The following is a 15,400-nucleotide window of genomic DNA, read 5'->3' on the forward strand; positions in this document are numbered from 1 at the left end:
AAAAAGGAGGAGCTTATGACATTGAATTATACGGGAGAACGGGTCATCCCAGATCAAATGGACCCGCTGAACGGTATGTTACTTGAACATATTGCCCGTTATCATTTTTCATTGTTGTACATGGACGGGCGCGTGCTCGACTTTGCGAGCGGTGTCGGATATGGCAGTCAGTTGATTGCGAAAAATTTGAAGGGGCAAGTCGATGAGGTCGTCGCCCTCGATTTATCAGAAGAGACGACACGTTATGCACGAGGCCGATATTATCATCCGAACGTGACCTATGTCGTCGGGGATGTGCTCGATCGAACCTTACCCGAACAACTCGGCACGTTCGACTGTATCGTCAGTTTTGAGACAATCGAGCATGTGGACGATTTTGAAAGGTTCATGGCGAACGTTTGGGAGTTGCTTAAACCGGGTGGTACGCTCGTCTTGTCGACGCCGTTCGGTCAAGGAGTCGGTAAACCGACGAACGAGCCGTTTCACGTCCATCAATTTACAGAACAAGAGTTTACAGCGTTGTTCGATCGGTTCGCCTCGACCGAGTTCTATTACCAACGGGGCGTGCTCGTCGAACCGAAACGACCTGAGCGTCATTATCCAATCGGGATCGCTGTCGCTACAAAATAATAATTGAAAAGGCGATGGAAGTAAAAATCGTCTTACATAACAGAGGAAAAGGAGCAAGATGATGCGAAGACTTCGAAAACCATCCTACTACGGATGGTATATGGTCATGATCGCGGGCCTCGGTGTATTTTTCTCGGGTCCCGGTCAGACGTACTTTATCTCAGTTTTTATCGACCAATACATAACCGATTTTGGCTGGTCGCGCTCTGAAGTATCGAGCGTTTATTCGGCCGCGACGCTCGCCTCGGCAGCCTGTTTATTTTTCGTCGGTCGATTGATCGACCGCTTTGGGCAACGGGCGATGATGGTCATCGCCTCGATATTGCTGGCGGTCGCTTGTCTGTTCAACAGTTACGTCACGAACTTGACGATGCTCTTCTTCGGCATCTGGATGCTCCGCCTGTTCGGGCAAGGGTCGATGACGCTCATCCCGAACACGCTCGTCCCGCAGTGGTTCATCACGAAGCGTGGCCAGGCGCTCAGCTATATGGCAATCGGAGGGTTCTTGAGCTCGGCCGTCTTTCCGCCGCTCAACGTCTGGCTCGTCGGTTTGATCGGTTGGCAAACGACGTGGCAAGTGTGGGGACTGCTCGTGCTCGTCTTGTTCACACCGCTCGCTTATCGTTTCGTCCGCAACCGCCCAGAAGACATCGGACTTTTGCCGGACGGAGGGACGAATCCTCATCCGAGCAATAAATCGACGACGACACCGATTCATATCGACGTCGATTTCACGTTCCAAGAAGCGCTCAAGACACGTGCTTTTTGGCTGATCTTGTCGTGCATCGGCATCCCGGCGCTCGTCAACACAGCGATCACGTTCCACTTGATCTCAATTTTTGAAGAGCAGAGCCTACCACCGGTGACGGCCGCGATCGTTTTGAGCTTGATGGCGATCCTCGGCTTCCCGGTGACGTTCGTCGCGGGACGGATCATCGATGTCGTGAAAATCAATTATGTATTGATCGGTATTTTTGTGACCGAGATCATCTTTATGATCATCCTGCAATATACGTCGACGTTCTCAATCGCGATGCTGTTCGGGGTGATCTGGGGCATCAGCAATGGCTTTGAGCGCATCGCTTTAAACTATGTTTGGCCGTACTACTTCGGTCGGGCCGCGCTCGGCAGCATCAGCGGCCTGGCGACGTCGGTCATGGTACTTGGCTCGGCGGTGGGACCGTTGCCGTTCGGGATCGCCTACGACTTGTTCGGCAACTACGAGTCGATCATTTGGTATTCGCTCGTCTTCCCGGTCATCGGCATCCTCGCCGCCTCATTCGCCGTCAAACCGACGCTCGTGCGCTAACCGAGTCGACGTTCGGCTCGGTTTAGTCGCCGGATCACGAAGGAAGCGGCGACGAGCACCGGCAATTCAATCAACGGCCCGATGACCAAGACGAGGGCAATGAGCGGCTCGTTCGGGAATGCGGTCGTCGCGATGGCGAGCGCGATCGGTGAATTCCGCGCGAGCGTCGTCATTTGTAGACTTGTCACGGCCGCGTCTTCACGCAACAGTTTCTTGCCGACACGGCGGCTTATGACAAAATTGACGATGAAAAATAACAGCAACGGTGCAATTAACAATCCGAGGATCGAGACGTGCTCGATCAAGAGCCGCCCTTGTGAGGCAAAGATCGACATGACGGCGAGACTTAACAAGATGATCGGCCATAAGCTGACGCGCGCGAGCCGCCGAAACTGGTTCGACTTGGCGAGAAAGTACCTCAGTCCAATCGCTGAGCCGAGCGGGATCGCTAAAACGGCTAGACTATGTAGGAACACCGAAACTGAGATCACGCTCGACGTCCCTGTCAAAACATAAAGATAGACCGGTAACAGCGCGAGTTGAAGTATAAGGTTGAGCGGCAAGATGCTGAGCGAGGCGACGACGTCGCCTTTCGCGAGACCGGTGAAGACGATATACCAATCGGTGCATGGCGTGACCATGAGCATGATGAACCCGATCCAAAGCGCCGGGTGGTCGGACAAGAAGACGCTCGCGAGTGCAAATGCGAAGACGGGTGTCCAGACGAAGTTGAGGACGAGACTCGTGATCGTGAACGTGCGGTTTGAAAACGAATGCCGGATTTGGGCGAACGGGATTTGAATGAACGTAAAGAATAGCATCGCCATAAGCAATGGAACGATCGCACCGTCCGCGATTCGACGCAGCGTCTCGATCGTCCCGAACGCGAGACCAGTCAAAACAGATAGAAGTATGAATATGGGGTATAATTTCTCGAATCGACTCAAAGGGCCACCTCTTTTCCATTAGCAAAAACGTACCACAAAAAAACCCGATGAACGAGTCATCGAGTGATGAAATAGTATAGCAGTCCGAGCGCCACGAATGAGACCGGGAATAGGACGATATACGTCCAAGACACGAGCGACCAGCTTTTCTTTTGGCTATAGTCTGATTTGTCTTTTCCGAGACCGACCATGATCGTGAAGACGAGGGCGATCAAGCAGACGACTAGCGATAATCCGATTGTGAGATACATCATACCACTTCCTTTAACGTTTCTATACCTAGAATACCGTATCATCAAACAAAAAAACCTCTGAAATGTTGGGATTGTGTGTCCGACAGTCAGAGGTTTTGTCACGTTCATAGAGAGAGGCAGGTTATTCCGCGAACGTCTTGCTGCGGAACATGAACGCCGTGATGATATAGAAGGCGATGATGTGGATCAACACGTAAAACGCTGAGAACCAAATCGTCACGTCCATCGTCTCCATGAAGCCTGGGCTTTGGTAATAGATAGACAAGTCCGTGTGCAAAAAGACGATCCATTTAGCAATGGCCGGCTTCCATGCGATGAGGAGGCCGCCGATCATCGTCGAGACGAAGTTCGCGAGTACGGTAAAACCGATGACGACACCGACCGATTTGAAGACGACCGAGAACATGAGCGTCAAGAAGATGACGAACACGCCGCTCGACACGCTGAGTAGGACGTTACGGAACTGCTCGAACGTCAAGTTCCCGTCAAGCGTCAAAGCGAAGCCGTACGTCACGGCGAGGATGAACACGAACTGGGCGAGCATGATCAGGATTGCGGCAACGAGTTTCGACAGCAAGATCCGGTCACGGGAGTACGGACTCATGAGCAAGTGTTTCAACGTGTCGAACTTCAGTTCATTCCCGATCATCTCAGCGGTGAACACGATCGTGAAGATGCCGAGGAATGTCATCGCGGCCATCGTGGCATAGTTGACGAACGTTGTCGCATCTCCCGACTCGTTTCCACTCGTGACGATGACGTACGTTAAAATGATAATCCCGGTATACATGCCGAGGGCGATCAGCGGCTTGATCGTGCGCCGCCATTTCATAAACTCATTGGCTAGTAATGAACGCATTGTTCGTTCCTCCTTCTTTCTTCGTCACTTTGAGGAATTGATCCTCGAGCGTCTCGTACTTCATCCCGATTTGGAAGACGTTGATGTCTTGATTGATGAGTCGTTTCAATAGAACCGGGATATCCGTCTCAGGGCGGGGGACGAGGAACGTCTCAGCCGATTGCTGAACGATTTTCACATCGTCAAACAGCATGGCGGCCGCGTCGAGCGCCTCGTTCATTTGCTCGCGTGATACTTTACATAGAATGACGCCTTCTTCACGCGTCGTCCCGTCTTGGACCGATTTGATTTGACCGTGGTCGATGATTGCGAACCGGTCCGTGATCAGTTCCATCTCACTAAGTAAGTGGCTCGAGATCAAGATGGCGATGCCGCGGTGCTCGGCGAGGTGCCGTAAGTAGTTGCGCAGGTCGGCGATGCCGGCCGGGTCGAGCCCGTTCGTCGGCTCATCGAGAATGAGCACTTTCGGATTGTGGAGGAGCGCACGGGCGATCCCGAGCCGCTGCTTCATTCCGAGCGAGTACTGTTTGACTTTCATGTCGAGCTTCGATTCGAGCCCGACGAGTGCCCCAAGGGCGTTCAAGTCGACTTTTTTCAAATTGGGGATCAAATTCTTGGCGTGGATCAAGTTTTCTCGACCAGTCAAGTAAGGGTAGAACGCCGGGTTTTCGACGATGGCACCGATGCGACTGAGCGCCTCTTGGCGGTCGGTTGATACGTCGAACCCGTCGACGGTAACGGAGCCGTGCGTTGCCGGCATTAGACCGGTGATGATACGGATCGTCGTCGTCTTTCCGGCACCGTTCGGACCGAGGAAGCCGAAGATTTCGCCGGGCGTGACTTCGAAGCTGACGTTGGTCAGAACGTTCGTCTGGCCCAGTTTTTTGTGGACATTTTGGACGGATAACATGTTGTCACCTTGCTTTCGTTGAGATTTATTTCCAAGCTTGCTAACATTGTATACGACAAGACTGAAAGAAGGTTTCACCTTTTTTTGAAACAATTGAATCAAACGACAACTTTCACAATTAGTCGATAAGTAAAACTTATTGAATTAGTATGGACGAATTGTGAATTTGAAAGGGTCTTTCGACCTGGAAAGGTGTAGTATGAAGAAGAGAGTAAGAGGCAAGATTTGGCTCTTTTCACGGCCTGAATCAGATGGATGAACTGATTCGTGCGGCCTTAAAAAATGAAAGCGTTCACACATCGGGCGCATAGGAACGGACAGGGGGATTTATTCAATGGGAGAGTCGTCGAACGGTCGCGAGCAATCGCAAACATTTTATGGTCCAAACTTAGGCTACATCGTTGAATTGTACGAGCAATATTTGGAAGACAGAGAATCGGTCGATGCGGAGACGCGTCGTTACTTTGATGAGAACGGTTCACCCGAACAAGCGGTACCGGTCGCACCGGTCGCTTCATTTGATTTGGAGAAAATCGTGGCGGCGACTCGGCTCGTCAACGATATCCGGGCGCTCGGTCATAAAGCGGCTGATATTTATCCGCTCAAGGACCATCCGCGTGAGCACGGGTTGTTTGTGTTCGACCGTTACGGGTTGAACGAGTCAGACCTCGAGCAGATCCCGGCACACTTGCTGTCAGAAGACGTACCGAAGCCCGGCGCGAACGCACTTGAACTCGTCCGTCATTTACTCGACGTCTATACAGGGACGGTAGCCATCGAGTTGCGCCACTTGGATGATATGGAAGAGAAGCGCTGGATTCGCCGCCGCATCGAGCAAGGCGCATTGAAAGCCGCGTACTCGAAAGAAGAGAAGCTTGAGTTGTTCGAGCGTTTAGCCGAGACGGAACTGTTCGAATCGTTCCTTCATAAGACGTACGTCGGACAAAAACGTTTCTCGATCGAAGGACTCGACAGCATGGTCCCGCTCCTTGACGCGATGGTCGGACGGCTCATCTCGAGCGGTTCGGAACACATCAACATCGGGATGGCACACCGTGGACGTTTGAACGTCCTCGCCCATGTGCTCGGTAAACCGTACGAAATGATCTTTGCCGAGTTCCAGCACGCACCGAATAAAGAACTCATTCCGTCAGAAGGTTCGATCGGCATCAACTTCGGCTGGTCGGGCGACGTGAAATACCATCTTGGACTCGATCGCCGCGTGTTAGATGAGAAGAAAGAAGTCCGCTTGAACCTCGCCAACAACCCGAGCCACCTTGAATTCGTCGGCTCGATTGTCGAAGGTTACACGCGTGCCGCGCAAGACGACCGCTCTGCAAAAGGGATGCCGGTCCAACACGATGACAAGGCTGCTTCGATCTTGATCCACGGGGACGCCGCGTTCCCAGGCCAAGGCATCGTCGCCGAGACGCTCAACATGACGAACTTGACGGGCTACCGGACAGGCGGCACAGTTCACGTCATCGCCAACAATACGATCGGCTTCACGACCGACCCGAGCGACTCGCGCTCGACACGTTATGCGAGCGATATCGCCAAAGGCTACGAGATCCCGGTCTTTCACGTCAACGCCGACGACCCGGAAGCGTGTGTCGCCGTCGCGAAATTGTGCAGCGAATACCGTGCCAAGTTCCATAAAGACATCCTTGTCGACTTGGTCGGCTACCGCCGCTATGGACACAACGAGATGGATGAGCCGATGAACACGAACCCGGTTCTATACAAAGCCATCAAAGAACATCAATCGGTCCGTCACGTCTATGCCGATCTTCTCGAAGCAGAAGGCGTCATGACGAAAGAAGACAAAGCGACGATCGAACAATCGATTGAAGATCGCTTGAAGTCAGCGCGCGACCTCGTCCCGGCTGAGGAAGAAGATGCGGACATCGTCTTGCCGGAAGCAGTCTATAAAGGATTCCCTTACGTCGATACGGCAGTCGAACGCGACTTGTTGCAACAGTTGAACGATGAGCTGCTCGTCTGGCCTGAAGGGTTCGGCTTGTTCCATAAGCTTCAAAAAGTACTCGACCGTCGTCGTGACGCGTTCGGGGACAATGGGAAGATCGACTGGGGCCATGCCGAGACGCTCGCCTACGCCTCGATCATCTCGGACGGGACACCGATCCGTTTGAGCGGTCAAGATTCAGAGCGCGGGACGTTCGCGCAACGTAACATCATGTTGAACGACGTCGAGACCGGCAAGAAATTCTCGCCACTCCACGAGTTGTCGACGGCGAAAGCCTCGTTCACGGTGCACAACAGCCCGCTCTCGGAAGGCTCGGTGCTCGGCTTTGAATACGGCTATAACGTGTTCGCACAAGATACGCTCGTGTTGTGGGAAGCGCAGTACGGTGACTTTGCCAACTCGGCCCAAGTCATGTTCGACCAGTTCATCTCGGCTGGTCGTGCGAAATGGGGTCAAAAATCGGGTCTCGTCATGCTATTGCCGCACGGTTACGAAGGACAAGGTCCGGAGCACTCGAGCGCGCGGATGGAACGTTATTTGACGCTCGCCGGTGAAAAGAACTGGACGGTCGCTAATTTGTCGACGGCTGCCCAATACTTCCACATCTTGCGTCGTCAGGCGAAGATGCTTGGTACTGAGCAAATCCGACCGATGATCATCATGACACCGAAGAGCCTGCTTCGTCATCCACTTGCAGCCTCAACGGTCGAAGAGTTGTCAGATGGCAGCTTCTGCCCGATCGTCGAACAAACAGGTCTTGGCGAACAGCCGGACAAAGTCGAACGCCTCGTCTTCTGTTCAGGGAAGATGGCGATCGATCTGCAAGAAGCGACGATGAAATCAGAGGAGTCACTCGACTTCCTCCACATCATCCGCGTCGAAGAAATCTATCCGTTCCCGGTCCGTGAGATTCGCGACGTCATTAGTCGCTACCCGAACGCCAAAGAGATCGTCTGGGTACAAGAAGAACCGAAAAACATGGGAGCTTGGACATACATCGAGCCGCGTCTTGAAGCGGTGACATCGAACCGTCTGAACGTCCGTTACATCGGGCGCCGTCGCCGGTCAAGCCCGGCTGAAGGAAATCCGACAGCACACAAACAAGAACAAGCACGCATCATCCGTGAAGCCTTATCCCGTGACGCCGTCTCAAGTGCGGCTGGAGCGAGCACATACCAAAAAGATCGTAAATAAGTTAAGGGGGAACTCATTGTGATCGAAATTAAAGTACCGGAATTAGCAGAGTCCATTACGGAAGGAACGGTCGCGTCTTGGCTCAAGCAGCCAGGCGACCATGTTGAAAAAGGGGAGGCCATCGTCGAGCTCGAGACAGACAAAGTCAACATCGAAGTGCCGTCCGATGAGTCGGGAACGTTAGAAGAACAACTCGCCGGGGAAGGCGACACGGTCCAAGTCGGTCAAGTCATCGCCCGCTTAAGTTCAGGTTCAGCCGGCGGCACGGCCGTCGCGACGAAGACGAAGACGGAAGCAGCGACAGAAGCTGCTCCGGCTCCAGCCGAGACGAAAACAGAAAAAGTCGGCGAAGCGAAAAAAGTCGAGCGTCGTGAAGAGCACGTAGCAAGCCCAGGTAAAGGCCCGATCGCTACACCGGCGGCACGCAAGCTCGCTCGTGAGCGCGGGATCGACCTCTCGGCCGTTCAGACGAACGACCCGATCGGCCGCATCAACGTCCATGACGTGTCGAACCACAACGCAACACCGACTCCAAAGCCAGAAGCACCGAAAGCACCGGCTGCGGCACCACAACCGGTCGCGAGCGGCAAAGACGAAGAGCGCATCAAGATGACGCGTCGTCGTCAAACGATCGCGAGCCGTCTCGTCGAAGTCCAACAGACGGCGGCGATGCTCACGACGTTCAACGAGATCGACATGACGGCGGTCATGGCGCTCCGGAAACGTCGCCAAGAGAAGTTCATTAAAGATAACGACGTCAAACTCGGCTTCATGTCGTTCTTCACGAAAGCGGCCGTCGCGGCTCTGAAACGGATGCCGTATTTGAACGCTGAGATTCAAGGCAACGAGATCGTCTTGAAGAAATATTACGACATCGGCATCGCCGTATCGGCACCGGACGGACTCGTCGTCCCGGTCGTCCGGGAAGCGGACCGTAAAAACTTTGGCGAGATCGAGAAGGATATCATCCATCTTGCCGACAAGGCGCGCAACAATAAGCTCGGGCTTAGCGACCTGACTGGCGGCACGTTCACGATCACGAACGGCGGCGTGTTCGGTTCACTCTTATCGACACCGATCTTGAACGGACCGCAAGTCGCTATCCTCGGAATGCACACGATCCAACTTCGTCCGATCGCGATCGACGCCGAGACGATTGAGAACCGTCCGATGATGTACGTGGCGCTCTCATACGACCACCGCATCGTCGACGGTCGTGAGGCCGTGACGTTCCTCAAACACATTAAAGATATGATTGAAGATCCAGAACAGTTGTTGTTCGAAGCGTAAAAAACAGGTCCATGTCGCAAGTGACATGGACCTTTCTTATGCAAGCAGCGTCTCATCGAGCGTGATCTGGTTCTTGCCGCTCGCTTTCGAGCGGTAGAGCGCCTGGTCGGCCCGTTCGATGGTGAGATGCGGCGGCGTGTTTGAATGCCAGAGCGCAGCGCCGATACTCACACCGACAGCAGCCGTCCCGCCGTCAAACGATACGGGTGCGGACAACGCGGCGATGGCATCTTCCCCGATCTGCTGGACGTCGCGGTCACTTCGGTTGTTTCGTTCGAACAGAAGGAAGAACTCATCTCCGCTCAATCGGACCGGGTATAGCCCTTCGAGAGGCAGTTGCTTCAGCCGGTCGGCGATCTCGACTAGCACTTCGTCGCCTGACGCGTGCCCGTACGTATCGTTGACTGCTTTAAAGCCGTCAAGGTCGATATAGAAGCAGATATAGTCGTTCGTTGTCAGTTGTGCGTCATTCAAGTACTGACGGAGCGCCGTCCGGTTGGCGAGACCGGTCAATACATCGTGGTTAGCGAGTGATTCGAAGCGGACCCGTTCGGTCTCTGAATTGGTCAGCGACGTGACGAGTGACTCAAGGGCGAACGCGAGCGACTCGATCTCATGGATGCCGGATTGATGCGGGAACGTCTTCGCTTTTCCTTGCTTCATGAGCGTCGCCGTCTCAGTGATTTTTTGCAGTGGCCGCGTCACGAACAAGGCGAGCAGCCAACCGAGCAGGGCGGTCACGATCGAGGCGACGAGACCGATCCATAAGATGTTGTTTTGCAGCGACGTGACGGGGGCGAACGCCACGTCGACCGGTTGCCGGACGACGACACTCCAGCCGAGACCGGCGTAGTCGTCGTACCCTTCTCCGATAGCGACACCGGTCAAGTATGACGTTCCATTTTCCCATGTCTCGACATGCCAACCGTCTTCGAGCGTCGTCGGGAGCGTTGTTCCGACGAGATGATCGGGACCGAGCAGCACGGTGTTGTCACGTCCACTGACGACGAACATGTCGGTATAGTCCGAGTGATGGTGCAACGTGCGGTTAAAGTGCTGGAGCACTTCTTCTCCCCATTCCCAGCTCAGGTGGGTCGCCAAGACGCCTTTAAATTCACCGTCGCGCACGATTGGGACGCTGATGTCGACGAATTGGAGAGGTTCTCCACTCGGATTGGGGAGTTTTTCAGCGAGGAGAACGGCCTCGTGGACGTCCCCGATGAACGGTTGTTGTTGCGCTTCCGAGAAGACCGGACGTTCGGCGATCGACATCCCTTCTAAAATCCCGTCCGTCGAGGCGGTGACAGTCCCCGATGCATCGGTCACCCCCATCCACGAGAAAGCAGGGATGTTCGTTTGGACCTCATCGAGAAGGGCCCGGCTTTCGCGCGGTTCGTTCAAGGCGTCGAGTCCTTGGAGCAATTGGACTTCCTGATAGCGCGACCACATATAAAAGTCGAGCTTATCGACGAGCTGGTGCGATGTCGTCGACAGACGTTCCCCGATCTCTTGTTCAAGCGACGCGGCTGAACGCTCGCTGATCGTATACGTTAAGGCGAGTGTTAGAATAAAGACGAGACTGGCAATGCTGAGTGCCAAGATTAACCCGAGGCGCATCGAGAACGATTTCATAAATAGTTCCTCCTACAATAAACATTCACTTTATTCATCGTCAAAATATGGACGACTTGAAGCAAAGTCGGTAATAAACAAGTCGATTTCGTGGAATCGGATAGCGCTTTCGCTATAATGAAAGACGAATCGATAAAAATAGAGGTGAGACGAATGAAACAAAATCAAGCATTGGTCGTCGGGACGCTCATCGCGGTCGCACTCATCGCGGTCGTGGTCGTTCTCTTGAACCGACCGGCCGAGCAGGCAGAGACGGCGGCGCCGGCTACGAGCGAGCACGTGCCGACAGACGGGCAACCGACGCTCGGGGAAGCGGACGCACCGGTCTCGGTCGTCGAGTTCGGGGACTACAAATGTCCGTCTTGTAAACAATGGGGCGAGACGATCTATCCGCAGCTAAAGGCGGACTACATCGATACGGGTGACGCGAGCTTCAGCTATATCAACGTCTTGTTCCACGGACAAGAGTCGATTTTGGCGTCACTCGCTTCAGAATCGGTCTATAAGCAAGACCCGGATGCGTTCTGGGACTTCCATAAGGCACTCTATGACGCGCAACCGGCGAGCCAGCAGCACGACGAGGCGTGGGTCACGGTCGAGCGATTGAAGCAGATCGCAGGCGAGACGACGTCGGTCGACATGGCGAAGTTCGAAGACGACTTGAGTGAAAACTCGAGCGTGCTCGAACAGGTGAGTCTAGATGACGGATTCGTCAAAGAATACGGGGTCCAGTTCACGCCGTCGATCATGATCAACGGCGTCATGCTAGAAGACCCGTTCGACTATGAGGCGATCGAACGATTGATTGAACAAGGGGCACCATGAAGCAGTCGTTCTTGAGCCGCTACGGCTTGTATCTCGCTTGGCTCGTCGCGCTCACGGCGACGCTCGGCAGTTTATACTTCAGTGAGATTCGCGAGTTCGTCCCGTGCGAACTGTGCTGGATCCAACGTATCTTCATGTATCCACTCGTCTTCGTGCTCGGTATGGCTGTATTCACGAACGATCGTCAAGTGAAGAAATATGTATTGCCGCTAGCAATCGGCGGCGGTATGATTTCACTTTACCATTATCTCGTGCAAAAAGTACCCGGGTTTGCCGACATCAAACCGTGTGTCGAAGGTGTGCCGTGTAACGTGCAGTACATCAACTGGTTCGGCTTCGTGACGATCCCGTTCCTCGCGCTCACGGCGTTCACACTCATCACGCTATTAATGCTCAACATAAAAACGGACAAGTAAGGGGATGGAACGTTTGAAAAAATGGATGCTGATCGGGCTAGTTAGTTTACTCATTGTGCTCGCCGCTTGCGGCAATGAGATTGAAGACCCGCTCAACTGGGAGATCGAATCGTTCGACTATATGAACCAGAACGAGGAGATGGTCAGTCTCGACGACTTGAAAGGGAAAGTGTGGATGGCCGACTTCGTGTTCACGAACTGTGAGACCGTCTGTCCGCCGATGACATACAACATGACGAAGCTAAATGAAGCGCTCGTCGAAGAAGGTGTCGAGGACGTCCAGTTCGTGTCGTTCAGCGTCGACCCGACCGTCGACACACCGGATAAGATTAAACAGTTCATGTCCGGGTACGACTTGGCAGAAGCCGACTGGCAGTTCTTGACCGGCTATTCGCAAGACGAGATCGAGGCGTTCGCGCAACAGAACTTCAAGGCGCTCGTCCGCAAGCCCGACGAAGGCACGCAAGTCGATCACGCGACATGGTTCTATCTCGTCGATCAAGACGGGAAAATCATCAAGGCGTACCAAGGGTTCCAAGACGTACCGATCGAGGATATCGTCAACGATATTAAAATTTTACAGAAATCTTGAGGGCGACGCGATGTCGTCCTTTTTTGCGTATTCAAAAACAGGGGAATCCGGCATGTTGCCGTATAATAAGCAATAGAGGAGAGGATATTTTTGAAAAAAACACTACTCGTTTCATTGATGGGTTTGGCTGCTGTGACGGGTACAGCACTCACACAATATAAGCCGCTCGGACGCAAGCCAAAAGCGCTCCAGTCGCCGAATCTTGTCAACGGCAAGTTCCGCAATCAGCTTGAGACACCGATGCGGTTTTCAAGCGATGATATGATCTCGATGTCGAAAGAATTTTTGCATCCGGACTCGCTCCGGAAGCCGAGCGTGCGGTTGCCGGTCGTCCCGATCGACTTCACCGAGACACTTGGCTCGAGCTTCACCCGCATCTATTGGCTCGGCCATTCAGCGATGCTCGTTCAAATGGACGGCAAGACGATGCTCGTCGATCCGATGTTCGGCCGGAGTCCGTCACCGCTCCCGTTCGCGAAGAATGAACGGTTCAGCGAGGACTTGCCGTTCGAGCTCGACGATTTGCCGTCAATCGACGTCGTCTTGCTGACGCATGACCATTACGACCATTTGGACTATGCGACGATTCAAGCGATCAAAGACAAAGTCGCCATGTTCATCGTCCCGCTCGGCGTCGGCAGCCATTTGAAACGTTGGGGCGTCGGGGCCGAACGCATCGTCGAACGCGATTGGGGCGATACGTATCAGTTCGGGACGTGGACGTTCGTCTGTGCGCCGGCCCGTCACTTCTCGGGTCGATCGCTCACCGACCGCAATGCGACGCTTTGGGCGTCATGGGTCGTCATCGGTGAGACGGACCGCTTGTTCTTTAGCGGCGACGGCGGTTACGGTCCTCACTTTAAAGATATTGGGGACGAGTACGGACCGTTCGATTTCGCGGCACTCGAATGCGGGCAATACGATGAGCGTTGGCCGGATGTGCACATGCAGCCACGAGAGACGGCTCAGGCGTTCCGCGACGTGCGGGCCGATAAGATGTTGCCGATCCATTGGGGCGCGTTCACGCTATCGTTCCACGCCTGGTACGACCCGGCCGAACAGATGACGCAGTTGTTGCCGCAAGAACACGTACTTACTCCGATGATCGGGGAACGGATCACGCTCGACGGACGCAACGACACAAACACGTGGTGGCGTGACATCGAGGACATGAACAAGCGCTGACCGAATTCGGTCAGCGCTTGTTTTGTTAGGACGAGATCCGTTCGGTCTCGTCCGTTTCGATATAAAGCTTGTGTTTCCGCGTATAGACGAGGAAGGAAGCGGTCATCGCGATTGAACTTACCCCGAACAAGACGACCATGAGCTGCAGACCGATCAAGTCGAGGAAGAAGCCGGTGACGAGCAGAACGACTTGAAAGACGATGCGGTCGAGCATGTTCCGGAACGAGAAGAAGCGTCCGTGATAGTCTTTCGGCATCCGCGTCTGGAAAATCGTCACCGCGGTCGGGAAGAAACAACCGACCGAGAAGCCGAACAAGACGAACGCTGCGATCGAGACGACTGGGATGTCGGCGAAGTACAGCATGAGCTGAGCGATCCCGATCAAAAACGAGAACGTGAACAAGATTGAGAATACGGAGAACTTCTCACCGATCCGTTTGATGACGAACGCGCCGACCATGAAGGCGATCCCTTCCGCCGTATAAATCCAGCCTTTGATCGCGGTCGAATCTTGCAGCTCGCTAATGTTGATGACGAGCAGGTTGAACCCGCCGATGAAGAGGAGCGGGATGAGCGTCATGACGAGCGTCATGAAGATGACCGGGATCGACTTGATGATCGGGAAGACGTCCTTGAATCCGCCTGACGACTTTGTATCGACTTTTCGGGCGGACGGTGTCGTCGTCTCGTCGATGTTCAAGAACCACGTCGCGACAGCGAGCAACAAGTAGGCGACGAGCGAGAGCGCATAGACGTCCCGCAGTGAGATGAGCGTGAGCAGAATCCCGGCGATGGCCGTTCCGATGACCCGGGACAGCGTGGAGACGTTCATATGGACCCCGTTCAAGGCGAGCAGCTCGCGTTCCTTGACGATGAGCGGGATCGCTGCTTGGAGCGCTGGGAAGTAAAACGCGGCCGACCCTTGCAAGAAGACGAGGAAGACGACCATCCACAGGACGCTTCCCGTCTCGATGGCGACGAACATGAAGAGGACGCTGAGCGCCCGGACGATGCTCGAGATGAGCATGATTTTCTTTTTCGAGCCCTGATCGGTGAGACGACCGGCGAGCGGTCCGATGGCGACGCCAGCGAGCAGCCCCCCGGCGAGGATGAGCGCCTTGACGAAGTCGGACGGGACTTTCTCCTGCATGAACTCCAAGTTGCCGATGATGCCGAGCCAAAGCCCGAGACCGGCGACGAACTCCCCGGTCAAGATGATCCAGACGTTCCGATTTTTCCACATATGTTAAGTCCTCGATTCTTATCAGTTAATAATAATTATGCTCGAGAATGATTCATTAAGCCACAAAAAAGAAGCCGAGATTCGACTTCTTCTCCCATTCATTGATTCATGCGAACTGATTATATAA

At 54.0% G+C, this 15,400-nt stretch carries 14 protein-coding genes; 8 read left to right on the forward strand and 6 right to left on the reverse strand.

What is annotated here, in order from left to right:
* The first annotated feature begins 15 nt into the window (after positions 1-15).
* Both EVJ20_RS00225 and EVJ20_RS00230 read left to right on the forward strand, forming a co-directional pair.
* A complete protein-coding gene (locus EVJ20_RS00225) occupies positions 16-630 on the forward strand; it encodes a class I SAM-dependent methyltransferase (protein ID WP_070327802.1) in 615 nt (204 codons plus the stop codon).
* A gap of 58 nt (positions 631-688) precedes the next feature.
* Positions 689-1,939, forward strand: coding sequence for an MFS transporter (locus tag EVJ20_RS00230; protein ID WP_131506779.1), 1,251 nt, complete (start codon positions 689-691; stop codon positions 1,937-1,939).
* Here the strand turns inward: EVJ20_RS00230 and EVJ20_RS00235 are convergent.
* The 4 genes from EVJ20_RS00235 to EVJ20_RS00250 form a co-directional block, all read right to left on the reverse strand.
* Positions 1,936-2,886, reverse strand: a complete 951-nt coding sequence (locus EVJ20_RS00235; RefSeq protein ID WP_236636138.1) for an arsenic resistance protein — start codon at positions 2,884-2,886, stop codon at positions 1,936-1,938. The two genes, EVJ20_RS00230 and EVJ20_RS00235, sit on opposite strands and share 4 nt — an antisense overlap.
* Before the next feature lie 56 nt (positions 2,887-2,942).
* Positions 2,943-3,137 (reverse strand): hypothetical protein, encoded by a 195-nt coding sequence (locus EVJ20_RS00240; RefSeq protein ID WP_236633421.1) that lies wholly within the window; start codon positions 3,135-3,137, stop codon positions 2,943-2,945.
* Between the two features lie 124 nt (positions 3,138-3,261).
* Positions 3,262-3,999 carry an ABC transporter permease subunit gene (locus EVJ20_RS00245; protein WP_070327797.1) on the reverse strand — a complete coding sequence of 246 codons (738 nt, stop codon included), beginning with the start codon at positions 3,997-3,999 and terminating at the stop codon, positions 3,262-3,264.
* Positions 3,977-4,909: an ABC transporter ATP-binding protein gene (locus tag EVJ20_RS00250; RefSeq protein WP_131465585.1), complete on the reverse strand. Its 933-nt coding sequence runs from the start codon at positions 4,907-4,909 to the stop codon at positions 3,977-3,979. The genes EVJ20_RS00245 and EVJ20_RS00250 overlap by 23 nt, the downstream gene beginning before the upstream one ends.
* 334 nt (positions 4,910-5,243) lie before the next feature.
* Between EVJ20_RS00250 and EVJ20_RS00255 the strand changes: the two genes are divergently transcribed.
* Both EVJ20_RS00255 and odhB read left to right on the forward strand, forming a co-directional pair.
* Positions 5,244-8,090 (forward strand): 2-oxoglutarate dehydrogenase E1 component, encoded by a 2,847-nt coding sequence (locus EVJ20_RS00255; RefSeq protein WP_070327795.1) that lies wholly within the window; start codon positions 5,244-5,246, stop codon positions 8,088-8,090.
* Positions 8,091-8,108: 18 nt separating this feature from the next.
* Entirely contained in the window at positions 8,109-9,380 is a 1,272-nt protein-coding gene (odhB, locus tag EVJ20_RS00260) for a 2-oxoglutarate dehydrogenase complex dihydrolipoyllysine-residue succinyltransferase (protein WP_131465583.1), read from the forward strand.
* Between the two features lie 36 nt (positions 9,381-9,416).
* Here the strand turns inward: odhB and EVJ20_RS00265 are convergent, their stop codons facing one another.
* Positions 9,417-11,012, reverse strand: coding sequence for a diguanylate cyclase domain-containing protein (locus tag EVJ20_RS00265; protein WP_131504828.1), 1,596 nt, complete (start codon positions 11,010-11,012; stop codon positions 9,417-9,419).
* 153 nt (positions 11,013-11,165) lie between these two features.
* Between EVJ20_RS00265 and EVJ20_RS00270 the strand changes: the two genes are divergently transcribed.
* From EVJ20_RS00270 to EVJ20_RS00285, 4 genes are all read left to right on the forward strand, one after another.
* Positions 11,166-11,837: a DsbA family protein gene (locus EVJ20_RS00270; protein ID WP_131465579.1), complete on the forward strand. Its 672-nt coding sequence runs from the start codon at positions 11,166-11,168 to the stop codon at positions 11,835-11,837.
* Complete coding sequence (locus tag EVJ20_RS00275) at positions 11,834-12,253, forward strand: disulfide oxidoreductase (protein WP_131506781.1); 420 nt, start codon at positions 11,834-11,836, stop codon at positions 12,251-12,253. The genes EVJ20_RS00270 and EVJ20_RS00275 overlap by 4 nt, the downstream gene beginning before the upstream one ends.
* A 13-nt stretch (positions 12,254-12,266) precedes the next feature.
* Positions 12,267-12,845 (forward strand): SCO family protein, encoded by a 579-nt coding sequence (locus EVJ20_RS00280; RefSeq protein ID WP_442899269.1) that lies wholly within the window; start codon positions 12,267-12,269, stop codon positions 12,843-12,845.
* A gap of 90 nt (positions 12,846-12,935) precedes the next feature.
* Positions 12,936-14,030, forward strand: a complete 1,095-nt coding sequence (locus EVJ20_RS00285) for an MBL fold metallo-hydrolase (RefSeq protein WP_236633728.1) — start codon at positions 12,936-12,938, stop codon at positions 14,028-14,030.
* A gap of 25 nt (positions 14,031-14,055) precedes the next feature.
* Here EVJ20_RS00285 and EVJ20_RS00290 read toward each other — a convergent pair whose 3' ends face one another.
* Positions 14,056-15,273: an MFS transporter gene (locus EVJ20_RS00290; protein ID WP_131465575.1), complete on the reverse strand. Its 1,218-nt coding sequence runs from the start codon at positions 15,271-15,273 to the stop codon at positions 14,056-14,058.
* Positions 15,274-15,400 lie beyond the last annotated feature (127 nt).

This window comes from Exiguobacterium sp. SH0S1, assembly GCF_004337165.1.
Taxonomy (GTDB): Bacteria; Bacillota; Bacilli; order Exiguobacteriales; family Exiguobacteriaceae; genus Exiguobacterium; species Exiguobacterium aurantiacum_A.

Coding starts and splice junctions, on each gene's coding strand:
- EVJ20_RS00245 (WP_070327797.1), bottom strand. CDS start 3,999: ATGCGTTCATTACTAGCCAATGAGTTTATGAAATGGCGGCGCACGATC.
- EVJ20_RS00265 (WP_131504828.1), bottom strand. CDS start 11,012: ATGAAATCGTTCTCGATGCGCCTCGGGTTAATCTTGGCACTCAGCATT.
- EVJ20_RS00275 (WP_131506781.1), top strand. CDS start 11,834: ATGAAGCAGTCGTTCTTGAGCCGCTACGGCTTGTATCTCGCTTGGCTC.
- EVJ20_RS00255 (WP_070327795.1), top strand. CDS start 5,244: ATGGGAGAGTCGTCGAACGGTCGCGAGCAATCGCAAACATTTTATGGT.
- EVJ20_RS00270 (WP_131465579.1), top strand. CDS start 11,166: ATGAAACAAAATCAAGCATTGGTCGTCGGGACGCTCATCGCGGTCGCA.
- EVJ20_RS00290 (WP_131465575.1), bottom strand. CDS start 15,273: ATGTGGAAAAATCGGAACGTCTGGATCATCTTGACCGGGGAGTTCGTC.
- EVJ20_RS00225 (WP_070327802.1), top strand. CDS start 16: ATGACATTGAATTATACGGGAGAACGGGTCATCCCAGATCAAATGGAC.
- EVJ20_RS00230 (WP_131506779.1), top strand. CDS start 689: ATGATGCGAAGACTTCGAAAACCATCCTACTACGGATGGTATATGGTC.
- EVJ20_RS00240 (WP_236633421.1), bottom strand. CDS start 3,137: ATGTATCTCACAATCGGATTATCGCTAGTCGTCTGCTTGATCGCCCTC.
- EVJ20_RS00250 (WP_131465585.1), bottom strand. CDS start 4,909: ATGTTATCCGTCCAAAATGTCCACAAAAAACTGGGCCAGACGAACGTT.